At 43.7% G+C, this 21,361-nt stretch carries 28 protein-coding genes and 4 pseudogenes; 11 read left to right on the forward strand and 21 right to left on the reverse strand.

The annotated features are described in order from the left end of the window. Positions 1–2: 2 nt before the first annotated feature. The 3 genes and pseudogenes from MMY81_RS35665 to MMY81_RS22605 all read right to left on the reverse strand — a co-directional run bounded on the left by MMY81_RS35665 (position 3) and on the right by MMY81_RS22605 (position 987). Positions 3–200 carry a hypothetical protein gene (locus MMY81_RS35665; protein WP_374562596.1) on the reverse strand — a complete coding sequence of 66 codons (198 nt, stop codon included), beginning with the start codon at positions 198–200 and terminating at the stop codon, positions 3–5. Between the two features lies 1 nt (position 201). Next, positions 202–560, reverse strand: a pseudogene (locus tag MMY81_RS35670) (NAD(P)-dependent oxidoreductase). Then, positions 478–987 (reverse strand): Rossmann-fold NAD(P)-binding domain-containing protein, encoded by a 510-nt coding sequence (locus tag MMY81_RS22605; RefSeq protein ID WP_252314635.1) that lies wholly within the window; start codon positions 985–987, stop codon positions 478–480. The pseudogene MMY81_RS35670 and the gene MMY81_RS22605 overlap by 83 nt, the downstream one beginning before the upstream one ends. 148 nt (positions 988–1,135) lie before the next feature. On the opposite strand from MMY81_RS22605, the gene MMY81_RS22610 reads away from it, so the two are divergent. The 6 genes from MMY81_RS22610 to MMY81_RS33610 all read left to right on the forward strand — a co-directional run bounded on the left by MMY81_RS22610 (position 1,136) and on the right by MMY81_RS33610 (position 5,857). Then, positions 1,136–1,744 (forward strand): sodium/glutamate symporter family protein, encoded by a 609-nt coding sequence (locus MMY81_RS22610; RefSeq protein WP_252314636.1) that lies wholly within the window; start codon positions 1,136–1,138, stop codon positions 1,742–1,744. Between the two features lie 44 nt (positions 1,745–1,788). Beyond that, a complete protein-coding gene (locus MMY81_RS33475; RefSeq protein WP_256497989.1) occupies positions 1,789–1,920 on the forward strand; it encodes a hypothetical protein in 132 nt (43 codons plus the stop codon). Next, positions 1,920–2,534, forward strand: a complete 615-nt coding sequence (locus MMY81_RS22615) for a sodium/glutamate symporter family protein (protein WP_252314637.1) — start codon at positions 1,920–1,922, stop codon at positions 2,532–2,534. Before MMY81_RS33475 ends, MMY81_RS22615 begins: the two co-directional genes overlap by 1 nt. A 148-nt stretch (positions 2,535–2,682) precedes the next feature. Beyond that, positions 2,683–4,185, forward strand: coding sequence for a long-chain-fatty-acid--CoA ligase (locus MMY81_RS22620; protein WP_252314638.1), 1,503 nt, complete (start codon positions 2,683–2,685; stop codon positions 4,183–4,185). Between the two features lie 297 nt (positions 4,186–4,482). Next, a complete protein-coding gene (locus tag MMY81_RS22625) occupies positions 4,483–4,620 on the forward strand; it encodes a hypothetical protein (protein WP_252314639.1) in 138 nt (45 codons plus the stop codon). 322 nt (positions 4,621–4,942) lie between these two features. Further along, a complete protein-coding gene (locus tag MMY81_RS33610; protein WP_274622845.1) occupies positions 4,943–5,857 on the forward strand; it encodes a methyl-accepting chemotaxis protein in 915 nt (304 codons plus the stop codon). Positions 5,858–5,898: 41 nt separating this feature from the next. Here the strand turns inward: MMY81_RS33610 and gnd are convergent, their stop codons facing one another. The 5 genes and pseudogenes from gnd to MMY81_RS22650 all read right to left on the reverse strand — a co-directional run bounded on the left by gnd (position 5,899) and on the right by MMY81_RS22650 (position 9,741). Then, complete coding sequence (gnd, locus tag MMY81_RS22640) at positions 5,899–6,804, reverse strand: phosphogluconate dehydrogenase (NAD(+)-dependent, decarboxylating) (RefSeq protein ID WP_252314640.1); 906 nt, start codon at positions 6,802–6,804, stop codon at positions 5,899–5,901. Positions 6,805–6,825: 21 nt separating this feature from the next. Continuing rightward, on the reverse strand, positions 6,826–7,290 hold the full coding sequence (locus tag MMY81_RS35675; RefSeq protein WP_374562624.1) for a GntP family permease: 465 nt from the start codon (positions 7,288–7,290) through the stop codon (positions 6,826–6,828). Between the two features lie 68 nt (positions 7,291–7,358). Then, positions 7,359–7,547 carry a GntT/GntP/DsdX family permease gene (locus MMY81_RS35680; protein ID WP_374562601.1) on the reverse strand — a complete coding sequence of 63 codons (189 nt, stop codon included), beginning with the start codon at positions 7,545–7,547 and terminating at the stop codon, positions 7,359–7,361. Positions 7,548–7,620: 73 nt separating this feature from the next. Continuing rightward, positions 7,621–8,342 (reverse strand): annotated as a pseudogene (locus tag MMY81_RS35685) (GntP family permease). Beyond that, positions 8,302–9,741 (reverse strand): gluconokinase, encoded by a 1,440-nt coding sequence (locus tag MMY81_RS22650; RefSeq protein ID WP_483882498.1) that lies wholly within the window; start codon positions 9,739–9,741, stop codon positions 8,302–8,304. The pseudogene MMY81_RS35685 and the gene MMY81_RS22650 overlap by 41 nt, the downstream one beginning before the upstream one ends. Before the next feature lie 183 nt (positions 9,742–9,924). Here MMY81_RS22650 and MMY81_RS22655 point away from each other — a divergent pair, with 183 nt between their 5' ends. Then, the gene (locus MMY81_RS22655; RefSeq protein WP_252314641.1) at positions 9,925–10,782 is read left to right on the forward strand and encodes a MurR/RpiR family transcriptional regulator; all 858 of its coding nucleotides are present in this window, start codon (positions 9,925–9,927) and stop codon (positions 10,780–10,782) included. Positions 10,783–10,823: 41 nt separating this feature from the next. Here the strand turns inward: MMY81_RS22655 and dgoD are convergent. The 6 genes and pseudogenes from dgoD to MMY81_RS22680 form a co-directional block, all read right to left on the reverse strand. Continuing rightward, positions 10,824–11,940: pseudogene (gene dgoD / locus MMY81_RS22660) on the reverse strand (galactonate dehydratase). Beyond that, positions 11,937–12,929 (reverse strand): 2-dehydro-3-deoxygalactonokinase, encoded by a 993-nt coding sequence (locus MMY81_RS22665; protein WP_252314642.1) that lies wholly within the window; start codon positions 12,927–12,929, stop codon positions 11,937–11,939. The pseudogene dgoD and the gene MMY81_RS22665 overlap by 4 nt, the downstream one beginning before the upstream one ends. Positions 12,930–12,931: 2 nt before the next feature. Next, entirely contained in the window at positions 12,932–13,573 is a 642-nt protein-coding gene (locus MMY81_RS22670; protein ID WP_252314643.1) for a bifunctional 4-hydroxy-2-oxoglutarate aldolase/2-dehydro-3-deoxy-phosphogluconate aldolase, read from the reverse strand. 100 nt (positions 13,574–13,673) lie between these two features. Further along, entirely contained in the window at positions 13,674–13,823 is a 150-nt protein-coding gene (locus MMY81_RS35690) for an IclR family transcriptional regulator domain-containing protein (RefSeq protein WP_374562626.1), read from the reverse strand. A 95-nt stretch (positions 13,824–13,918) separates the two neighbouring features. Next, positions 13,919–14,074, reverse strand: coding sequence for an IclR family transcriptional regulator domain-containing protein (locus tag MMY81_RS22675; protein WP_252314644.1), 156 nt, complete (start codon positions 14,072–14,074; stop codon positions 13,919–13,921). A gap of 152 nt (positions 14,075–14,226) precedes the next feature. Then, entirely contained in the window at positions 14,227–14,397 is a 171-nt protein-coding gene (locus tag MMY81_RS22680; protein ID WP_252314645.1) for a helix-turn-helix domain-containing protein, read from the reverse strand. Between the two features lie 196 nt (positions 14,398–14,593). Between MMY81_RS22680 and MMY81_RS22685 the strand changes: the two are divergent. Continuing rightward, a pseudogene (locus tag MMY81_RS22685) lies at positions 14,594–14,737 on the forward strand (CsbD family protein); the annotation flags it as partial. A gap of 40 nt (positions 14,738–14,777) precedes the next feature. On the opposite strand, the gene MMY81_RS22690 reads toward MMY81_RS22685, so the two are convergent. The 3 genes from MMY81_RS22690 to MMY81_RS22700 all read right to left on the reverse strand — a co-directional run bounded on the left by MMY81_RS22690 (position 14,778) and on the right by MMY81_RS22700 (position 16,009). Continuing rightward, a complete protein-coding gene (locus MMY81_RS22690; protein ID WP_252314646.1) occupies positions 14,778–14,960 on the reverse strand; it encodes an STAS domain-containing protein in 183 nt (60 codons plus the stop codon). Beyond that, a complete protein-coding gene (locus MMY81_RS22695; protein WP_252314647.1) occupies positions 14,935–15,558 on the reverse strand; it encodes a PAS domain-containing protein in 624 nt (207 codons plus the stop codon). The genes MMY81_RS22690 and MMY81_RS22695 overlap by 26 nt, the downstream gene beginning before the upstream one ends. 73 nt (positions 15,559–15,631) lie before the next feature. Beyond that, positions 15,632–16,009, reverse strand: coding sequence for a hypothetical protein (locus MMY81_RS22700; RefSeq protein WP_252314648.1), 378 nt, complete (start codon positions 16,007–16,009; stop codon positions 15,632–15,634). A 237-nt stretch (positions 16,010–16,246) separates the two neighbouring features. On the opposite strand from MMY81_RS22700, the gene MMY81_RS22705 reads away from it, so the two are divergent. The 3 genes from MMY81_RS22705 (at position 16,247) to MMY81_RS22715 (ending at position 19,254) form a co-directional block, all read left to right on the forward strand. Next, positions 16,247–16,456, forward strand: coding sequence for a hypothetical protein (locus tag MMY81_RS22705; RefSeq protein ID WP_252314649.1), 210 nt, complete (start codon positions 16,247–16,249; stop codon positions 16,454–16,456). Positions 16,457–16,909: 453 nt separating this feature from the next. Beyond that, a complete protein-coding gene (locus MMY81_RS22710; RefSeq protein ID WP_252314650.1) occupies positions 16,910–18,088 on the forward strand; it encodes a YbfB/YjiJ family MFS transporter in 1,179 nt (392 codons plus the stop codon). Positions 18,089–18,177: 89 nt separating this feature from the next. After that, positions 18,178–19,254, forward strand: a complete 1,077-nt coding sequence (locus MMY81_RS22715) for a branched-chain amino acid aminotransferase (protein ID WP_252314651.1) — start codon at positions 18,178–18,180, stop codon at positions 19,252–19,254. Between the two features lie 93 nt (positions 19,255–19,347). On the opposite strand, the gene MMY81_RS22720 is transcribed toward MMY81_RS22715, so the two are convergent. From MMY81_RS22720 to MMY81_RS22735, 4 genes are all read right to left on the reverse strand, one after another. Beyond that, positions 19,348–19,521 carry a hypothetical protein gene (locus MMY81_RS22720; protein ID WP_252314652.1) on the reverse strand — a complete coding sequence of 58 codons (174 nt, stop codon included), beginning with the start codon at positions 19,519–19,521 and terminating at the stop codon, positions 19,348–19,350. Between the two features lie 152 nt (positions 19,522–19,673). Further along, on the reverse strand, positions 19,674–20,111 hold the full coding sequence (fabZ, locus tag MMY81_RS22725) for a 3-hydroxyacyl-ACP dehydratase FabZ (protein WP_252314653.1): 438 nt from the start codon (positions 20,109–20,111) through the stop codon (positions 19,674–19,676). Between the two features lie 73 nt (positions 20,112–20,184). Further along, positions 20,185–20,463 (reverse strand): DNA-directed RNA polymerase subunit beta, encoded by a 279-nt coding sequence (locus MMY81_RS22730; RefSeq protein WP_252314654.1) that lies wholly within the window; start codon positions 20,461–20,463, stop codon positions 20,185–20,187. Between the two features lie 44 nt (positions 20,464–20,507). Further along, positions 20,508–21,347: a flagellar hook-basal body protein gene (locus MMY81_RS22735; protein ID WP_252314655.1), complete on the reverse strand. Its 840-nt coding sequence runs from the start codon at positions 21,345–21,347 to the stop codon at positions 20,508–20,510. Positions 21,348–21,361: the final 14 nt, after the last annotated feature.

The following is a 21,361-nucleotide window of genomic DNA, read 5'->3' on the forward strand; positions in this document are numbered from 1 at the left end:
GTTCATTCCCCTTTCTGTATTTCTGGGTTTATTATATATGCCGGTGTCTTCCCTTTCAGTACATTAAGAGCATTGTCTGCTGCGAGCAGGGACATATTATTTTCGTTCTCTGCCGTTGCCGAGCCGAGGTGGGGAAGAGTTATAACCTGTTCCATCGTTAAAAAAGGATGGTCCGGCTGAATCGGCTCCTGTTGAAACACATCAAGTGCTGCCGCCGCGGATTTCTTTATTCTTCAGCGCATGAACCAGTGCTTCTTCATCTACTACCGCTCCCCTGGAAGCATTTATAAAATAGAGTCTGCTTTCATTTTCCGGAATTCTTCTGTTCCCATCAGCCCTTTTGTCTCCGGAGTGAGCGGCGTCATGAGTACGACAAAATCGGATTGTTCCAGCAGGTCTGGTAATTCATGATAAACCGCTCCGTATTCATGTTCTGCTTTTTCCTTTTTGGAACGGGTGTGATATAAAACATCCATATCAAATCCAAGGCTGGCCCGCTTTGCTATCGCTTCTCCGATGCGGCCCATGCCAATAATGCCTATTTTTTTTATGATGTACATCTACACCGAACTTGTCATCCGGCATGACGCCGGTCCACTTCTGCTCTTTTACAAATCGGTCCATTTCGGGAATTCTCCGGGCTGAGGCCAGGATCATTCCAAACACAGCGTCAGCGACCGTGTCATTCAGAACGTCCGGCGTATGACATGCGGCGATCTCTCTTCCAGATAGCGCTTTCACGTCAAGATTATCGTAACCTACTGCTACATTGCTGACAACCTTTAAGGCTGGAGCATGTTCGAGCAGCTCTTTGTTCACCTCAAGCTCTACACCTACGATGGCCTCTGCTTTTCTTAACACGTTGCGAAAGCGCTCGTTTTCCAGATTTTCTCCCTGGGTAAAATAAACTGTTTCATAATCCTGTCCGAGCTTATTCAGTGCTTCTTCACTTACTCTTCCATATGCTAAAATATACGGTTTCTCCATTTTATCCCACCTATGTATCATTTCCTTCGTTATACTATACCTTTTCTATAGGAGGAACTTCCTTTCCTTCCTTCTATAGAAAAAAGAATTAAAATCGCTTGCAATTATGTTAATATTTTAATAAACATACATAAAAAGGCGGGGTATTATGTCTTACGATGCGATTGGGTTTGCTATTGTGATCATCAGTATTGTTCTGGTTATCGGCAAATGGATCCGTCTGCAGTCTGTAACGCTGCAGAAACTGTTTCTTCCAAGCTCGCTTATTGGCGGTTTTCTGGCACTGCTGCTCGGTCCGGAAGTATTGGGTCGAATCATCGGTGCCGTCACAGGGAGCAATGTAATGGAATACGGTATTTTTACAGAAGCAATGTACGACACATGGGCTGCTCTCCCAGGGCTTCTGATTAATATTGTATTCGCCTGCCTGTTCATTGGATTTGCGCTCCCTAGCGTTAAGAGCATGTGGAAAACAGGTGGTCCGCAGATAGCGCTCGGCTACACGCTTTCGTGGGGACAATACGTAGTAGGACTTGGACTTGCTATGATGATTTTAACTCCATTTTTCGATCTGCCTCCTGCAGCCGGAGCACTGATTGAAATCGGATTTGTCGGCGGACACGGAACAGCGGCCGGCCTGCAGGGTACATTTGAACAAATTGGATTTCCAGAAGGCTATGATCTTGCTATAGGCTTAGCTACGGTCGGGGTGCTCTCCGGTGTTATAGTAGGAATTATTATGCTGAACTGGGGGTAAGAACCGGACGTGCGAAAATACTGGAGCATCCTGACGATGTTTCTGTGGAAAAACAGCTTGGTATCGTAGAACAGAAAAACCGCGAATCTGCCGGAGAAATGACTACATCCCCTACTTCGATTGACCCGCTGGCTCTTCACGTCGCCTACGTCGCTCTGGCCATTTTTATAGGCTAATGCTTTTCGTCTGGCTCGAAACCGTTACATGGGGAGCATGGACGGACGTATTTTTATTCGAATATATTCCACTGTTTCCGTTTGCGATGATCGGCGGAATCATTATCCAGCTCATCTTCACTAAATACGATGAAACGATCGACCGCGGGCTGATTAACCGGATTCAGGGGCTGGCTCTTGATATTTTAATCGTAAGTGCTCTTGCTACTCTCGCCTTATCAGTGCTGGGAACATATTTTGTTCCATTTATTATTCTTTCAGTAGGAGGTATTCTGCTGAACGTGTTTGGCTTTATTTATCTCGCTCCACGCATGATTCCCTCCTATTGGTTTGAAAGGGGAATGGGTGATTTCGGACAGGCCACCGGCGTGGCGGCTACCGGGCTGCTGCTGATGAAAGTAGCGGATCCGGATAATAAATCACCGGCAATGACTGCATTTGGCTACAAGCAGATTTTGTTTGAGCCGATGGTGGGCGGGGGTCTTGTTACTGCAGCTTCCGTTCCGCTTATTTTCCAATTTGGCCCTGTGCCGTTCTTCATTGGAGTATGTATACTAATGATTCTATCCTGGGCCATAGGTGTTTTTTACTTCGGAAAACAGACAGATAATTAACAGGAGGCGGGCATAAAGCCCGCTTCTTTATTTTCAGCAGGGATTCGTTTCTTGACATGTTCATAGAGATTATGTTTATTGTAGTAGTTTGTTATCGCTTACATTGAATGACCATTCATTCATTATTTTAAAAAGGAGGATTCATTTATTGACTACACTGATAGATTATTTAGATGCAGCTGTCTCCGCTGATTCTCCTGCTTACATATGGCAGGATCAGCCCTTCACTTACTCTTCTCTTGCTGAAAACATTAATCAGGCCGCCGGCGTGCTGGAATCTCTCGGCATCCAAAAGGGTGATCGCGTAGCACTTCTGCTCGGTAACTCTCCCGAATTTGCGTATTACAGCATCCTTCGTATCGGAGCAGCCGTTGTCCCGATGAACCCAATGTATACGGCAAGTGAGCTGGAGTTTATTCTTTCCAACTCAGGAGCAAAAGCTATCGTTGGTATAGGAAAAATGAAGGACCCATTGCTGCAGGCAAAAGATAAGCTCTCTTCTCTCGATCACGTTATCTTAACAGGAGAAGACCTTGAGCCTTCGTCGGATTATATCTCTTTTTCCTCCCTGCTAGATGAAAACCAGGCGCCATTAAGCGACATTACCCTTACAAAAGACGATACCGCAGTTATTCTTTATACATCCGGTACGACCGGACGGCCAAAAGGAGCCATTTTAACGCATGAAAATGTACTTTCCAACGCATTGGCTACCGCAGATGCCATGGAATACGAAGAAAAAGATGTCTCTATGGCGGTACTGCCGATGTTCCATGTTTTCTGTATGACGGTATCAATGAACGCCTCTCTTATTAAAGGAGTACCTATTGTTATTATGCCTGCCTTTAGTCCAAAAGAAACCGTGGCAGCCATACAGAAGCATCAGGTGACTTTATTTGCAGGGGTACCGACAATGTATAACTTTATTAATCAGATGCCTGATATCGGAAAAGAAGAGCTTTCTTCCATCCGTCTCTGTATTTCCGGCGGTGCATCTATGCCGGTAGAGCTTCTCAAACGATTCCAGCAGCGATTTGAAGTGCCGATTCTAGAAGGATACGGACTTTCAGAAAGTGCTCCAGTTACAGCTTTTAACCCGCTTAACGGGGAAAGAAAAGCCGGCTCCGTCGGCGTGGATTTTCCCGGAATTCGAAATAAAGTCGTGGACCCGGAAGACAGGGAAGTGCCCCGCAATGAAGTGGGAGAGCTGATTGTGCAGGGTCCTAATGTAATGAAAGGTTATTTAAACCTTCCCGAAGAGACCAGCATGACTATCCGCGACGGCTGGCTTCATACCGGTGACCTCGCCCGGATGGATGAAGACGGCTACATTTACATTGTAGACCGCAAAAAAGATCTCATCATTGTAGGCGGTTATAATGTGTATCCCCGGGAAGTAGAAGAGGTCATATATCAGCATCCGGATGTCGTAGAAGCAGCGGTTCTCGGAGAGCCGGATGAATCATACGGAGAAAAAATTAAAGCATTTGTTGTGACAAAAAATAAAGAATTAACAACAGAGGATGTTCACGACTTCTGCAGCCAGCACCTGGCCAAATTTAAACTTCCTGCTGATATTGAATTCATCGAAGAACTTCCGAAAAACGCAACCGGTAAAATTTTAAAAAGAGCATTAAAAACAAGCTCTTAATTTCCTGAAAAACCGCTCTTGAAAAGGAGTGGTTTTTCTTTGCAAAAAAAGAATTTTTCCTTTTTATAAATCCGCTGTATTTACTGTCAGAAGCGCTTTAGAGAAATTATCTAAATTTATAGAACTTTATTGAAATTCTTCTATTGACAGTGCTTCAAAAATGGTTTAATTTTCCCTTATAAGCAATTTATTTCCCAGGTAATCCGCCGACTGATTTTTGTCTGTAAAATCGTATGTTTGCGAGAAAAAACACAGCGGGAAAAGTGTTTATAAGAAGATAAAAAGGAGGGTTATTAATTGACACTAATGTACACTAAAGCAAGAGAGCTTTATGGCAAAGATGCTGAACAGCAGAACAATTCAACTACTGTTGTTAAAGCTGAGAAAAAGCCGCTATTTAAGAAAAGAACAAAGAAAACAAAAGTAAAAGCATAACTATGACAAACAAATAAATTCCTTCGATGAGGGAATTACCAGAATGCAGGGCTCGGATACCTGCTCGGCTTACCCTGCTGCAAGCGTAGAATTTTTCGTTTGATGTATCCTAACCCTGCTATATATACATAATACTGATTAAGAAGCCTGACTTTTCTAAGCCAGACTCTTTTTTTATGCATTTTTTGCAATATATCAATTTAAATTTTAAAAATATTAAAATATTTATAGTATATTTAAAATAGTTACTATTTATTATTAATGTTTTTTATGTTCTGCCGATATATAGTTTACACCTATTATGTAAATCGGAGGACACATCATGACTACACTAACTCGTTCACACCAGGTACTCGAGCAGCAGGCCGTACTAGCTTCTATGGAAAAATCTCTTGCTATGATTGAATTTAAGCCGGACGGCACCATTCTATGGGCAAACGCTCTATTTGCAGACGCCGTTGAGTATACTGCCGAAGCATTAGCTGGTATGCACCATAAAGAACTCTGCCTGCCCGACTTCGTTAACAGTATGGAGTATGTAAACTTTTGGAAGCGATTACGTTCCGGCGTCTCTTTTCAAGATAAAATCCAGCGTATCACCCGCAGTGGCAGAGTAATCACTTTAGAAGCCACCTACATGCCGGTATTTGATGAACGCAGGAAAGTCAGCGCCGTTATTAAAATCGCTACAGATATTACACCCCGGGAAACGGAAATCACGGCTATGTCGTCACGTATCCAGGGAATGGCTGAAAATTTATTAAACCGGGCACAGGGCGGCGTAGAAAGAAGCAAAAACCTTTTGAACAATGCTGATAGTATAGCAGCAGAGGCAGATAAAAACCTGAGTACGTTACAATCGTTGGAGGAACAGGCAGCCTCTATTAATGATATTGTGCAAACGATCAGGGAGATTGCGGCCCAGACCAACCTGCTTGCACTAAATGCTGCTATTGAAGCAGCAAGAGCCGGTGAACATGGACGCGGGTTTACCGTTGTAGCAGAAGAAGTAAGAAAGCTTGCCACCCGGGCGCAGGAGTCAACAAAAGAAGTTAATACCCATGTAGAGGGTATTACCCGGGAAGTAGACAAAATAAGCAAAGGCACCACTCGTTCCCAGCAGGGAGTAAAAGACAGCCAGCTGCATATTAAGAAGGCTGCGGAAGACTTTCATATAATCAGCCGGGCCGCTGAAGAATTGGAAGAACAATCCAATCAATTCCGCCATATTCTATAAAAAAAGCTGCTCCCTATTAACAGGGAACAGCTTTTGGTCATTTACTTACCGGTATTTTTCTCTGTTGCATGACCACCGAATCCGTGGCGCAGTGCCGCAACAACCTTTCCTGTAAATGTATCATCCTCCTGCGAACGATATCTCATCATTAAAGCCATCGTAATAACAGGTGCCGCCATTTCCATATCAAGCGCCGATTCTACAGTCCACTTTCCTTCGCCGGAAGAATGCATAACACCTTTTATATCATCGAGTCTCGCATCGCCTTTGAACGCTTCTTCCATTAATTCCATGAGCCAGCCCCGGATAACCGAACCATTGTTCCACACTTTGGCTACTCCTTCATAATCATAGTCAAAGGGGCTTTTTTCGAGAAGGTCAAATCCTTCTCCAATTGCCGCCATCATTCCATATTCGATGCCATTATGCACCATTTTCAAGTAGTGCCCGCTTCCGCCTTCTCCTGAATAGTGATAGCCGTCCGGGACAGATAGGTCATCAAGAACCGGCTCAATGTGATCAAAGGCACTTTTAGCCCCGCCTACCATAAAGCAGGCTCCGTTGCGGGCACCGGAAATACCGCCGCTTGTGCCCATATCCATAAACCGGATACCACGTTCGGAGAGCGCCTTATGACGTTCTACCGATTCCTTGTAGTGCGAATTTCCTGCATCAATTAGAATATCCTCTTCGTCTAAGTGCCCCGCTATTTCATTAAGCACCTTTTCTGTCGGTTCGCCGGCCGGCACCATAACCCAGATAACGCGAGGCGTCTCCAGCTGCTGCACCAGATCCTGCAGGCTGTCAGCCGCTGTACCCCCTTCACTTACAAACGAATCCGCGAACTCTTTATTCAAATCAAAAGCCACTACCTCGTGCTTTTTCTCCAGCATCTGCGCTCCAATATTAAACCCCATTTTTCCCAATCCTACTAATCCAATTTTCATAATATATGTCCTCCTCTTGTTTTATACGAAAAAGCTGATAATGAATACGACAGTAAAGCCAACAACACCAATGATCGTTTCCATTACTGTCCATGATTGAAGCGTTTCTTTTTCAGTTAATCCAAAATAGCGGTTTACAAGCCAGAAGCCAGAATCGTTTACATGGGACACAACGGTCGCGCCGGAGGCAATGGCAATAACCAGAAGGCCAAGCATCGGGTCACTGACGTTATAGGTGTCCAAAAGCGGTGCCACAAGACCCGCTGCGGTTATCATTGATACCGTTGCCGAGCCCTGGGCGATTCTTACGATCGTCGCTGTGATGAAAGCAAATAACATCAGCGGCATCTGCACGCTCTGCATCGAATCTGCAAGTACATCCCCTATTCCAGATTGAATGAGCATTTCACCAAACACCCCGCCGGCACCAGTAACAAGAATAATAATGCCTGCAGGTTCGAGCGCTTTTGTAGTGATCTGCTGTATTTCTTCTTTTTATAGCCACGGCGGATACCAAAAATGTAAAAGGTCAAAAGAGCTGCCATGGTAAGCGCCTACAAATGGATGACAATAAACGTAAGTATTACCTGCAGCGTGCTTCCATCTTCAAGAATAAGATCAGCAGTTGTGTTAACCAGAATTAACACGAGCGGAAGCGTAATAATAGCTACAACGCTTCGAAAACTTGGAAGGTCACGGTCGTAGTCCATTTCTTTCATCTGTTCCATCATATATTCAGGCACGCCTACCTGAATTTTGCTGCCAATATATTTACCAAAAATCGGACCGGCAATAGCTACCGCCGTATTCCGGCAATCACGCCAAATAAGATAACCATCCTAGATCTGCTCCAAGAAGAGCTGCTACAGAAATTGGCCCCGGCGTCGGCGGAATAAAACTATGGGTGACTGCAAGCCCTGCCAAAGCGGCATCCCAAAATAAAGCAGGGATTTACCGGTACGCTGGACTAAACTGTATAGAATCGGTACTAAAATAACAAGGGCCCACGTCGAGAAACACAGGTATAGATATAATAAAACCAGTTAGAGAAAGCGCCCACGGAACATTTTTCTCTCCAAATTTGTCCATCAGCGTCAATGCAAGGCGTCGGCCCCTCCGGAGACACGCAGCATTTCCCCGAACATCGCCCCGAGTCCAATAATTACTGCAATAAAAACCAAGGTCCCTCCCATTCCAGCTTCAATCGTTTCTATAATTTCACCAGGCGGCATCCCAACAGCGAGTCCTACGATAAAGCTGACAAGCAGTAATGCAATAAATGCTGCAGCTTTGTCTTCATTACTAGAAATAAAAGTAGAACGACTGCCAGTACCGCAACAATAACGAGCCACGGCGTTGATGTTGTCATAGTATTTCCTCCTCATGATCAGCTGAAAGCTGTCTTTTCCCTTCCGCATGGGAGCGCTGCACATCAGATATTGCTTTAAACTCATCCTGCAGGTCTCTTGCCATCCGTAAAAAATCGGCTTAATATCTCTATATGCCGTTACATTTTTTTGAATTGGGTATTTTTTCATCGATGGAAATAGTCTGTTCTATGCTGTCCAGGCTTTCCACCATGTTAAGTGCTTCCATCGCCATCCATGCCGCTCCGTAGCAGGAGCCCTGGTGGCTTTCCGGAATCACAATTTCTGTTTCGAACATATCCGCCATCATCTGCTTCCATATCTGTGAACGAGCAAAGCCTCCGCCTGCCCTGAACTGCTTTGGCTCTACGCCGGCTTCCATTAAAGCAATAACAACAGAGTACATCTGCATCATGACGCCTTCCATCACGCTTCTAAGCATATGCTCTCTGCCGTGATGAAGCGTTAGTCCAAAGAACATACCTTTTGTATCAGAATTCCAAAAGGGAGCTCTTTCTCCTATTAAGTAAGGAAGAAATATCAAACCATCTGAAGCAGGAGCCACCGAATCAATGATCTCATTCAAAACCTCATATGGATTTTTACCTTCCTCTTCCGCCAGCTTTTTCAAATCCGGAAATAATTTATCACGAGCCCAGCGCAGCGCAATACCTCCATTATTAATCGGTCCGCCGATCACCCATCTTCCTTCGGAGAGAGCGTAGCAGAAAATCCGCTGCTTCGGATCTACATAAGGCTGGTCAATTACTGTTCTGACAGCACCGCTTGTTCCAATCGAGCAGGCTACTACTCCGGGAGCCAGCGCGCCTGAACCTACGTTGGCAAGTACACCGTCACTTGCACCGATAACAAAGGGTGTTTCAGCTGACAGGCCAATCTCTTTTTGAAGCTCTTTTTGAAGGCCTGTGAAGATAGTATTCGTGTCGGTCGGATCAGATAATTGCGCTTTTGTAATTCCTGCTGTCTGTAAGGCTTCCTCATCCCAATCCAGGTTTTTAAGATGAAACAACCCTGTCGCAGAAGCAATCGAATAATCGACTGCGTATGTGCCAAACAGCCGGTAGAAAACAAATTCTTTTATTGAAATCCATTTTGCTGCCCTCTTAAAAAGATCGGGCTCATGTTCCCGGTACCACATTAATTTAGTGAGCGGTGACATTGGGTGAATTGGCGTGCCCGTCCGCAGAAAAATCTCATGCCCGCTACCTTCTTTTAAAGCTTCCGTTTCTTTTACCGAGCGCTGGTCTGCCCAGGTAACGAGCCTGGTAAGGGGATTTCCACCTTCATCAACAGCCATAATATTGTGCATAGCTGAGCTGAATCCCACTCCGGCTGTATCTACTCCCTGCTCTCTCAAAGTGGTTACTGTCTCTCTTAATGTTTCGATTACAGCAGCATACACCTCTTCCGGATCCTGTTCTTTTTCTGAAGGAATCGACGAATAAAGCGGATATTCTTTCTCTATTTCTGAGAATATGCGGCCATCAGTACCATATGCGAGCGTTTTCGTACTTGTTGTGCCTATATCAATTCCAATAATCGCTTTCATTTATTGTGCCTCCCTGTATAATTACAGCGTTTTCATTTTTACTCTTATGAAAATATTTTTCTTATTTTTTTATTATACAAGAAATAAAATTTTAAACAACCTGAAAATTTTTTTCTTTTAACTTTTCTTCTTTTTATGTTTGCTTTACACTATCAGGAAAGCAGATTCGGAAAGGAGCCCTATATGGCCGATGCATCCGTCCCTCATGTATTTCACCGTATTCATTCTTCTTATAAACAAATGAGCGTAAAAGAAAAAAAGATTGCTGATTATGTGTTAGAAAATCCCGAAAAAATTATTCATTCTACCATTAACCAATTATCTGACGATCTTCATGTAGCAGATGCTACGGTTTTTCGATTTTGTAAGCATCTGGGATTTAAAGGCTATCAGGCAATGAAAATTTCACTTGCTTCTGAACTTGTAACACCTATTGAAGATATTCATGAAGATATAAAAGAGGAAGACTCCGAAACAACGATTATGAACAAAGTATTTCAATCCAATATGACGGCCCTTGCCCATACAAGGGATATTCAGAAGAAAGAAACACTCCAGGAAGCATTGACTATCCTATTGGAAGCGGGCCAGGTTCATTTCTACGGCAGCGGTGGTTCCGGCGTAACGGCGCAGGACGGCCAGCACAAATTCATGCGCACCGGTCTCTCAAGCCTGGCTTACACCGACAATCATCTACAGCTGATGGCCGCCTCTCAGCTTAAGCCAAAAGATGCTGCCTTTTTCATATCTCATACCGGGGCCAATAAAGACCTGCTTGAAGTGCTCGAAGTAGCTAAGAGCAGAGGAGCCCGGACTATTGCTATTACTAACTATGCGAAGTCTCCTCTTACAAAACAGGCAGATATTTCTCTGTACACAGTAGCTCAGGAAACCGAATATCGTTCAGAAGCACTGGCTTCCAGGATTGCTGAGCTGTCCCTGCTTGATACTCTGTATGTGAATTACTGCGTGAAGAGAAAACAGCAGACGCAGGAAGCGTTATCCTTAATCCGGGAGGCTATCTCCCGAAAGAGATTGTAATACAAGCAGCCGGTCCGTCTTACAAAACGGACCGGCTTTTTTTACCATTCGGCAATACTGCCATCCTTATGGCGCCATACTGGATTTTTCCAATTGTGGCCTTTAAGGGCTTGTTCTCTTACATAGTCTTCATTTATTTCAATGCCAAGACCCGAACCTGATGGTATTTTGACTTCTCCATCCTCGTAGTCAAATACGGTCTTATCCTTTATATAATCAAGCAGGTCGCTTCCTTTATTATAATGAATACCCAGACTTTGTTCTTGAATAAAGGCATTATGGGAAGTAGCATCCACCTGAAGGCATGAAGCAAGTGCTATCGGACCCAGCGGACAGTGGGGGGCAAGCGCTACGTCGTATGCTTCAGCCATGGAAGCTATTTTCTTCATTTCCGTAATCCCTCCAGCATGGGAAACGTCCGGCTGTATAATATCAACATAACCATCCTCCAACAGAGGTTTGAAATCCCAGCGGGAAAACATTCTTTCTCCTGTGGCAATGGGAATATGAGTATGCCTGGCAATATCGCGCAGCGCTTCATTATTTTCAGGAAGCACGGGCTTCTTCTCGCAAAATTTTTGCCATCGGCCGGTGCACACGCCCATGAAAATCAATTCCAATTCCCATATACTTTCCGCCGTGTTCTCTTACAGCAGCTACTCTTTCTACAGCCTCATCAATCTTTTGATAGGAATCAATATACTGAAGCTCTTCTGTACCATTCATTTTCACCGCAGCAAACCCGGAATCTGCCGCTGCTTTGGCAGCTGCCCCTACATCTGAAGGCCTGTCCCCGCCGATCCAGGAATACACACCAATAGAGTTACGGCAAGCGCCTCCCATCAGTTCATACACGGGGGCGTTAAAATATTTCCCCTTAATGTCCCACAAGGCCTGGTCAATACCAGCCAGCGCACTCATTAGAATAGGTCCTCCACGGTAAAAACCGGACCTGTAAAGCATATTCCAGTGATCTTCAATTCTCCGGGCATCCAGTCCTACAAGCTGCTCCATCATTTCTTCTACAGCAGCTTTAACTGTATGGGCCTTTCCTTCGATAACTGGTTCCCCCCAGCCTGTGATGCCTTCTGCCGTCTCAATTTTCAAGAAAAGCCACCTCGGCGGCACTTGAAATAATTCGTATCCTGTAATTTTCATGTTGATAACTCCTCCTTATTTTCTGCTATTAACAGTGGCCCTCTTAAGGCTCCCTGCTCCACTTCATCAGAAGAAGCTTCTATTACTTCCACTTTCGGAAGGGCCCGTTTAATTAAAGATGCTGCGGCATCCTTTAAAGGAAAGGATCCCCCTACCAGTACCCATCCGTCATTCTGCTGATGCATTTCTTTTAACGCAGTAATATCCGAGTGGAAAATGACGCCGGCTAAAAAATTAGCCCTTTCATTTTCCTCTGTCTCGCCCGATAAGTGCTGCAGACGAATCTGAAACAATGCCCTGTTTACTCCCATTCTTTCTGCAGCTGAAAACCCTTTCCACAATGCATGTTCATCAAGTTTAGTTATCAGGGTCTCTGGAAGCGAATCAGAAAGAACAGTCCTGGACTGTACAGCCTTTAATAATTCTCCGCTTAAGCTGGTGGAACTCCAAAGCAGTTCTCCCTGACCATTCGCTCTAATCCACTTGGTATGCGAACCAGGAAGCATTAGTGTTCCATTTCCTGAAAGCTGCATTACCTCCATCAGGCCAATAGCTTCTGTTTCCTCGCCGCGCATCACGTCCAGCACCTCTTTACGGCCTTTCAATTCTTTTATACTTTTCAAGCCTGGAATAAAATAACATGGTATAAAAAGCATTTCCTCCAGAGAGCACCTTTCCATAGCAGCGGCCAGTTTCTCTGCATCCGCCGGTGCCTCTTGATGAGGTACCTCATGCAGGCCTAAATTCGATGTGATCATCCCGGATGCTAAAATATAATTAATATCCTGCTTTTGGATGTTGTTATCTTTTAAGAGCTTTTCCATCCCTTGCTTGACTGCTTTTTTTAATTCTTCGTTTGTGCCATTTATTGCGGTGTTCCGGACTCCTGCTTCCACCTTTACCGAGTCTTTAACTTTTGTAGAATATTGCTCTACCAGCTTGATTCTGGAATTTGTTGTTCCTGAATCAATAAGCATAATATATTTCATCTCTATTTCCTTTCTGTCTGACGCACAAGGTCTACAAATATCTCTGCCTGCTTTTCGATTCGTTCAAATTCCTGATTTTTTATCCATTCCGGATTCACAAGGGAACTTCCAATGCCAGCTGAATGCCAGCCTTTCTGTAAATATTCCGGCATATTGTCTTTTGATATACCTCCTACTGCCATTGCTTCTACAAACGGGAGCGGTCCTTTCACATCTTTAAGATACGAACTGCCTAACGTATGAGCTGGAAAAATCTTCACTAACTCGGCTCCAGCCCGGTAAGCAGCCAGTATTTCCGTTGGAGTCATGACTCCCGGAATGACGGGCACTCCATACTGATTTCCAGTTTTTATTACGTCTTCATCAAGAGTTGGGGTCAAAAGAAAAGAAGCTCCTGCTCTGATGGCCGCTGACGCAGACTCTTTATCCAGAACCGTTCCGGCGCCAAGATACAAATCATCATAAAGATCTTTGTTTTCTTCTATAACTTGCAGGGCCCGGGGAGTATTTAATGTCACTTCAATAAAATGAATACCTCCCCTGTAAAGACTTTCAATCGTTTTATCCAGATCTTTACTCGAGTTTGTACGAATAATAGCTGCCAGCTTTTTCTCTTTTAATACTTCAAGTATCTTGTTTTTCATAGCTCCTCCTTGTTCCTTATTAAGGAACACCGTTCCTTAATAAGGTTAAATAAAAATACTTCCATGTATTTTTATTATTATACTCATTTTGAAAGCGCCGTCAAGAAGCTCCTTTACTACCCATCGCTTTTGATATTTCATGAGCAGCTGTTTTGATTTCCTCTATATAGCTATCAAAATCTTCGTTTTTCACTCGAATCATTGGGACTGCGATACTAATAGCTGCCTCTATTTCTCCTCCTGTTTCGATTAAATACGGGTGCTGCCGCGCACGCTAATCCCCTCTTCGTGTTCTTCATCATCAAGCGCCCAGCCATTTTTTGCGAATAGCTGCCAGCTGGGGCATCATTTGTTTTTTGTCGTAATCGTATTTTCCGTAAACTTTTGCATAGGATGCCTGTCGAGAATAGACTCAATCTGTTTCTCCGGATAAAAAGCAAGCATTGCCTTACCTACTCCCGTACAGTGAACAGGGGCACGTTTTCCAATCTGGGAAAACATCGTATGACGGCTTCACTTTCTTTTTTATCGATATAAACAACTTCTCCTTCATCCATAGTACAAATGAAACCGTTTCTTTTGTTCTTTTGGAAAGCGCTTCTAATATAGGGGAGGCTATCGTTCGTATATCAAGACGGCTGACATAGCTTCGCCTATTTCAGGCATTTTAAGCCAAGCATGTATTTATCCGACATTTCATTACATATTTTTTCTTTTGCAATGACGTCAGCATACGGTACCGTACTTTTAGCTACATCCATCTTGTTGGCCAGTTCCGTTACTCCCATTCCTTCAGGCTTTTCCTGAAGCAGATCCAGAATCAATAGTGCCCGTCTACCGATTGAATAGAAGTGCCGAAAGTGGATTCCTTGTTTTGTCCATAGGATTACCCTCCTTATTCAGCCGTTAGTATATCATAATCCGGTTTCATTTCCCTGAAGGAAAGGAATAGAAAAGTATCAACTTACAAAAGGAGCGAAACGTAATGGCAGATAAAAAGATTTCAGCGACAAAGCAAAAAGCACTGTTAACAAAGCCAAAGGTGAAGTAAAAGATCAGGTAGGAAATGCAAAAAATGATCCGGATATGCAGGCCGATGGAAAAAAAGATAAAACAAAAGGTAAAGCCCAGGAAGGCATTGGGAATTTAAAAAAGAAAAACTAACACTAAAAAAGCGAGAACCCCTTTTGGGATTTTCGGCTTTTTACGTTATACCATACTGCTTCAAGATACTCTTCACAGTGGATGCTGTCTGAATATCGCTTAAATTAATATTTCTCGTTACAAAGGCAATGGACAGCTCCGGAGAAAGCCCTGTAATAATGAGTTTAGCCCAAGCATCTTTAGAAGTCGATTCAGATTCAACAGCCGTCTGCCACCATATCATCGTATTTACCCAGTCCGGATAAATCCAGTACCAGATAAGAGTAGTGCATCGAATGATAGGTTTCCGATATATAATTGCGGATTGTCTCAAATCGCTCATAGGATAAATCCCCAATCACAGGAAGAATGGAAAATTCTTTTGTGATAGGTACGATAGGCGTGGAAAGCTGTGAAACCTGCTCCTGGGTTTTTTCCAGGTTTTCTTCATACTCTTTTTGTTTGGAGATATCTTTCTGCACGCCGAGAAAATAGAGCTTACCCTCTCTATAGAGAGGCTCTATGTAAATTTCATTCCAAAAAACGCTGCCATCTTTGCGACGGTTACGTAATTCGACGGTAACCGGCTTTTTTTCTTTTATGCCTCGGCGCATTTCTTCAACCGCTTCTTCTCCCGCTACATCACTCTGCAGAAATCGACAGTTACGTCCCAGCGTATCAATGCTCGTGTAGCCTGTAATCTTGGTAAAACCATTGTTTAAATAGATAATGGGATTATCCGGCTGGGAGGGATCGGTAATCGTAACGCCCACTTGTGCTGAATCAATAGTCTGACCAACGAGTGAATCAGCGAACTCCTTTGAAATATAATTATCTTTCATTGCAGTTTACCTCTCTCTATCAACAAACATCATTTTCCTCATTATACTCTCAGAAATAAAGTGTTGCTACTGTTTAGTACTTATTTTCCGACGTACACGGGGAATGTTCTTCCATAAAACCATAGATGCTCTCTGCATCAACTTCGCCGTCATATGGCGTTTCCTGCTCTTGCTCCACAAAAAGAAAAGACGCAGGGCCGCTTTCGGTTCCAGCTGTTTGACTTAAGATTTCCACCGCCGCCCCTCCGGCTTCTCCGCATGCATTGGAATAAGTAAGAAGTGCGTCGTAAAAAGGTTTTTCTTCTGTCATGTTATCTTCATTGGAAACCAGAAAAAAAGAGGGGGTTTCCGGACTTTCTTCCAGAAGAACTGAATCTGTACTCTGTGTTCCGCATCCAGCCAGCAGGACTGAAAGAAATATAAGAAAAAGTATGTATCTTCCGTGTTTCATGTCAGCCTCCCCTTTCCGGTACAACAAAACAGTCCTCCGGGTAAAGAAAGGCAATTCATGTACCATTACATATACTAGTAATATTTTCCTTATTTAAATGCTTTTTAAACATTTTATCCTTAATTTTATAAATATTTTTTATAAGAATGTGGCATATTGTTGTTTCTACACTCATATAATGGGTATATAGAAGTATGAAGATACTTTTTAAGGCAAATAATAAGGGAGGTGCACACGATGGAATATGCTCTTTCAGAACAGCTGGTTTTCTGCTCCAAACTTGACTGTTATGTCAAACAGGAATTATCCCAGGTATACAATAAAGGAAAAATAGAATGCATGGTTACCTGCACCGGAATCAATGAAAGCTGCGCATCGTGCCCTATTTTAGCTTTTAATGATAAATACAGCAGTACACCGGAAAATAAGCTGGTCCCTTCTTTATAAGAAGGTGCCGGCTTTTTATTTTAGTTTTTCTGCTGTTCATAGAAAGCCCGTAATGCTTTATTCCAACCCTGTAACGAATCAATCAGATATTCTGTCTACCTTTTATATCCTCTATCTCCTTCTTCGTTTAAACAGCCTTTTTTCCATCCCCCATAGCTTGCCATTTGATGCAGCGCAAATAGAGCCGCTGTGTTTCAACATTATGCACTGCCAATGATACATCTGGTGTAAAATAAGAACGACCGCCATAAAATAAACAAAGCGCAGCCTCCCCCCACATATATTTTCTTTCTTTTTATATAAGTCTTTATACTTAATAATTTTCGTTTTTAAATATAGGACCATATAGCAGTTTCATTAAAAAGAATATCTATTTTTAAGTTCATAATTAATTGAAAATATTGGAAATACATCAAAAAAAGAAATAAGAACTACGTAAAAGAGGCTGATACAATGAAATGGACACCTATTATTTATATGGCAGCCGGATTTCTTGCTCTATCGGTTGTGATGGGAATCGGGCGATTTGCTTTTACACCGCTTCTTCCTCCAATGGAAAACCAGGGACTGACTCCTTTTTCTGCCGGACTTCTGGCTTCCGCTAACTACACAGGTTATTTCATTGGAGCGATGTGGGCCCGCCGCCTTGAACCAGGGAAAGGTATTATTTATTCGGGGCTGGCTGTTAGTATTATCACCACAGCTGCAATGGGATGGAGCGGTTCTCTTTTCCCCTGGTTTATATGGCGTCTTCTCTCAGGCGTGGCAAGTGGACTCGTTTTTGTCCTCGTTGCTGCTTTTGTATTGAATAAATTAAGAAGGTATGACCGGCTGCCTGTATCCGGGGTGCTCTATGGAGGCGTTGGAGGCGGTATTCTGCTCTCCGGCCTGTTTACCCCTGCCTTGGTCGAAAAGATTGGAATGGAGGGCGCATGGCTTGGTTTCGGGGCTATCAGTCTGGTGCTGTCCCTGTTAATCTGGCTCGGTCTTCAGCTGAAACTGCCTGAGCTTCCCGATCAGGGAGCCTCTTCAGATAAGGCATCCTTTATTTCCGGGAGTGACCCGGATCCAAAGGCGGTGCAGGCTCTGTACGTTATTTATGGCTGTGCGGGTTTTGGATACATTATATTTGGAACCTTTATTATTTCCCTTTTGTCTTCTAAAGGAGAACTCGGTCTATCTCCTTCTTATATTTGGGCAGTTGTTGGTGCAGCAGTTATCCCTTCCTGCTTATTCTGGTCCTGGCTGCAAAATCGGATTGGATTACTTTCCGCTCTGAAAAGCGCTTATATCCTGCAGACAACAGCAGTGCTGTTACCTATACTTTCTCCAACCACAGGATTTGCTGTAATCTCTGCCATCGGCTATGGAGGCTCTTTCATGGGCATCGTAGCGTTAACAATGATGCTTGCCAGACAGCTGCAGCCTTTAAAACCACAGCTGATTATGGGCGGTCTCACAGCAAGCTATGGTATCGGCCAGCTGATCGGTCCGCTTGCCGCAGCCACTGTGACAACGGGTACCGAATATACCGGCGGTTTTATTTTATCGGCAGGGGTGCTTCTCATAAGTATTTTCTTATTATTTCGCAAAAGCCCCGTTATCGAAAAATCGATTGTCTCTTATTCCTGAACACTCTTTCCTTAAGTGGTTTTTTAAGAGTATACTTGCTATAATGCACACCATACGATTGTATTTACACACAAGGAGAGCGATACGGTATGTCTTTATCATTGACCATTCACGAGAGAGAAGAAAAAAAGGCAAAGCCGGACTATGATAACCTCCGCTTTGGCGCAGAATTCACCGATCATATGTTTATTATGGATTACAGCACGGAAGAGAGCTGGCACGACCCTAGAATTGTTTCGTACCAGCCATTAACCATGGATCCGTCCAGTCTTGTGTTTCACTATGGGCAGGCGGTATTTGAAGGATTAAAAGCGTATCATTTTCAGGATAAGCTGCTTTTATTCCGCCCGGAGAAAAATTTCAAACGCCTAAACGAATCCAACCGCCGCATGAACATTCCGGAAATTGACGAAGATTTCATGGTGGAGGCTTTAAAAGAATTAGTTAAGCTTGAAAAAGACTGGATCCCTACGAAAGAAGGTCAGTCGCTTTATATTCGTCCCTTTATCATTGCAACGGAAGCAAGCCTGAGCGTCAAGCCTTCTTCACGCTATAAGCTCATCATTATCTTGTCCCCGGTTGGAGCCTATTATTCCAATTCCGAACAGATGAGTCCTGTGAGTATTTTCGTAGAAGATGATTATGTTCGTTCTGTTAAAGGCGGCGTAGGCTTTACCAAAACGGCCGGAAACTATGCAGCCAGCCTGAAAGCCCAGAAAAAAGCAGAAGATCTCGGATACGATCAGGTGCTTTGGCTTGATGCCATTGAGAAGAAATATATAGAAGAAGTAGGAAGCATGAACATCTTCTTTAAAATTAATGGAGAAGTTATTACTCCGGCTCTAAACGGAAGCATCCTGGAGGGTATCACCCGGAATTCTGTAATCGAGCTCCTTAAAAGCTGGGATATTCCAGTGACTGAGCGTTTGATCTCTATAGATGAAGTAGAAGCGGCTCATGAAAATGGAACCCTTGAAGAGATATTTGGTACAGGAACCGCAGCCGTTATTTCCCCGGTAGGCACGCTCAAATGGAAAGGCACAGATCTTTCGATTAACAATGGGGAAACAGGGAAATTATCCCTTGAATTGTATGAAACGATTGCCGGTATTCAAACCGGTATGATGGAAGATAAAATGAACTGGACTGTGGCTGTTCAAGCTTAATAGGAATCTAAAAAACGAGAAAGCCCCGGGGGCTTTCTCGTTTTTTACCGCCTGCTTTACTCCGCTTTATCCGTAAACCGTACGGACGGATTTTTAAAGCTTACTGCTGGGCTTATCTTCATTTATTTTTTCATTTCGAATAGTCTGTTTGATTTTATCGTACAGCTCTTTTGATTTTTCTTTTTCCGCCTGCGGCTGGAACCATTTATATTGATCTCGTTTTAATACTTTAAGCAGGTGTTTTTTTTCTTTAGATGTCAAAAGCATTGCAAGAGCCCCCCCTTATACGTTGTAACAGTTTCTTTTTATTTTATCACAGCCGCCTTGTTCTTTTTCATATAATGCCTGTATAAACCCGACAAAAAAAGCCCGGCATTGATGCATTGCGGGCTTTGTCAGCTATTCATTATCAGCTTTATTTAAGAAGACGGGGCGTCCTGAAGCGCAAAAGTCAGCTCTGTTTCTGCTACAATGTCGCCATCTACTTTAGCGGTGGCTTTTCCTTTGCCGATAGAACGGCGGAAGCCTTTAATTTCCACTTCCAATGTAAGCTGGTCGCCCGGTTTTACCTGGCGCTTAAACCGGCAGCCGTCAATGCCTGCAAATAAAGCAAGCTTTCCCCGGTTTTCTTCCAGCTTTAACAAAGCTACAGCACCGGTCTGGGCCATGGCTTCTACAATAAGCACGCCGGGCATTACCGGATACTCCGGGAAGTGACCATTAAAAAACTCTTCATTCGCTGTCACATTTTTAACAGCTACGGCCCGCTTGCCATCTTCTACTTCAATCACTTTATCAATTAGAAGAAAGGGATAACGGTGCGGGATAATTTCTTTGATCTCATCGATGGTTAACATATGTATCTCTCCTCTTTTTTGAGCATAATAAAACACAGCCTGCTTATAGTATGCCATAAACAGGCTGTGCTATCTATCGACCCGTAACAAAGCGGAGCAGTTCAATCCACGTCACGGGATTCAATACGTGTAAAGATTCGCCGTCTCCTAAAATAAGATAGCCGACAATTAATCCCACCACAGCAAGAATAAGCAGTACGATAATCAGGCCAACAAGACGCTTCCATAAAGGTGGAATAGGTTTATCATGGCTATCTTCTTTACGGGGGCTCCCGCTGTCCGATGCCGGCTTTCCTCTATGTCTTTGTTCCGTTCTAGTCGTCCCCTGCCTGGGCTTCTTTCCTGACTTCATCGGCTTCTCTCCTATACCATCTATCCGGCAAGCCAGCAGGTTGATCAACCGCGAACGCTGTTAATTAACCCCATCATTTGGTCTCCCTGCGTAATCGCACGGGCGTTGAAGGAATAATTGCGCTGTGCCTGAATAAGATTTGTCATTTCCTGACCCATATCAACATTAGACTGCTCCAACGTGTTCTGCTGAAGCAGATCTGATGTTCCCGGTTGCAACTCTATCATATCTTCTTCTGCGATATCAAGCAATGCAGGATCTGGAAGTGTATAAGAATTCCCGCCCTGGTTTTCCAAAAGCTGCGGCTTTAGTATTTTTGCCAGTTCAATGCTGCCGATTTCTGCCGTTTCCCCGTTCTCCAGAACAGCTGTAAGCTGGCCATTATTCAGCAGCGTAATCTCTCCTGCACCGTCAGGAACGTTTATTCTCTGCCCGTTCTCTCCGAGTACATATTCACCCGAACTGTTTACTAATGTCCATGATCCGGGCGCCTGCGGGTTCTCAGACAGCTTAAAGTTTCCGTCTTTAGAATAACGTCTCTCTGCTCCATCTCCCTGCGTATTTTCTACTTGAAAGAAGGAATCCTCGTCGGTAATCGCAAAATCAAGCTCACGATCCGTCTGTTTCAATGCGCCCTGCTCCAGGCGGATAGCGGTCTGGGCAATACCCGCTCCATTTCCCTGGCGGATGCCCTCGGGTGTTCTGCGCCCCAGCTGATTGGCGTTCGGCTGATTGTTAATCTGCTGAAACAGTAAATCAGAAAACGTACTTTCTCTTCGTTTATAGCCAATTTGATCGCTGTTGGACAGGTTATTGGTAATGCCATCCATTTGTTTCTGAAGTTCTCCCATTGTATTGTATGCAGGCATCATCATTGAATTCATAAGCTGTCTCCTTT

It is taken from the genome of Sinobaca sp. H24 (assembly GCF_023845525.1).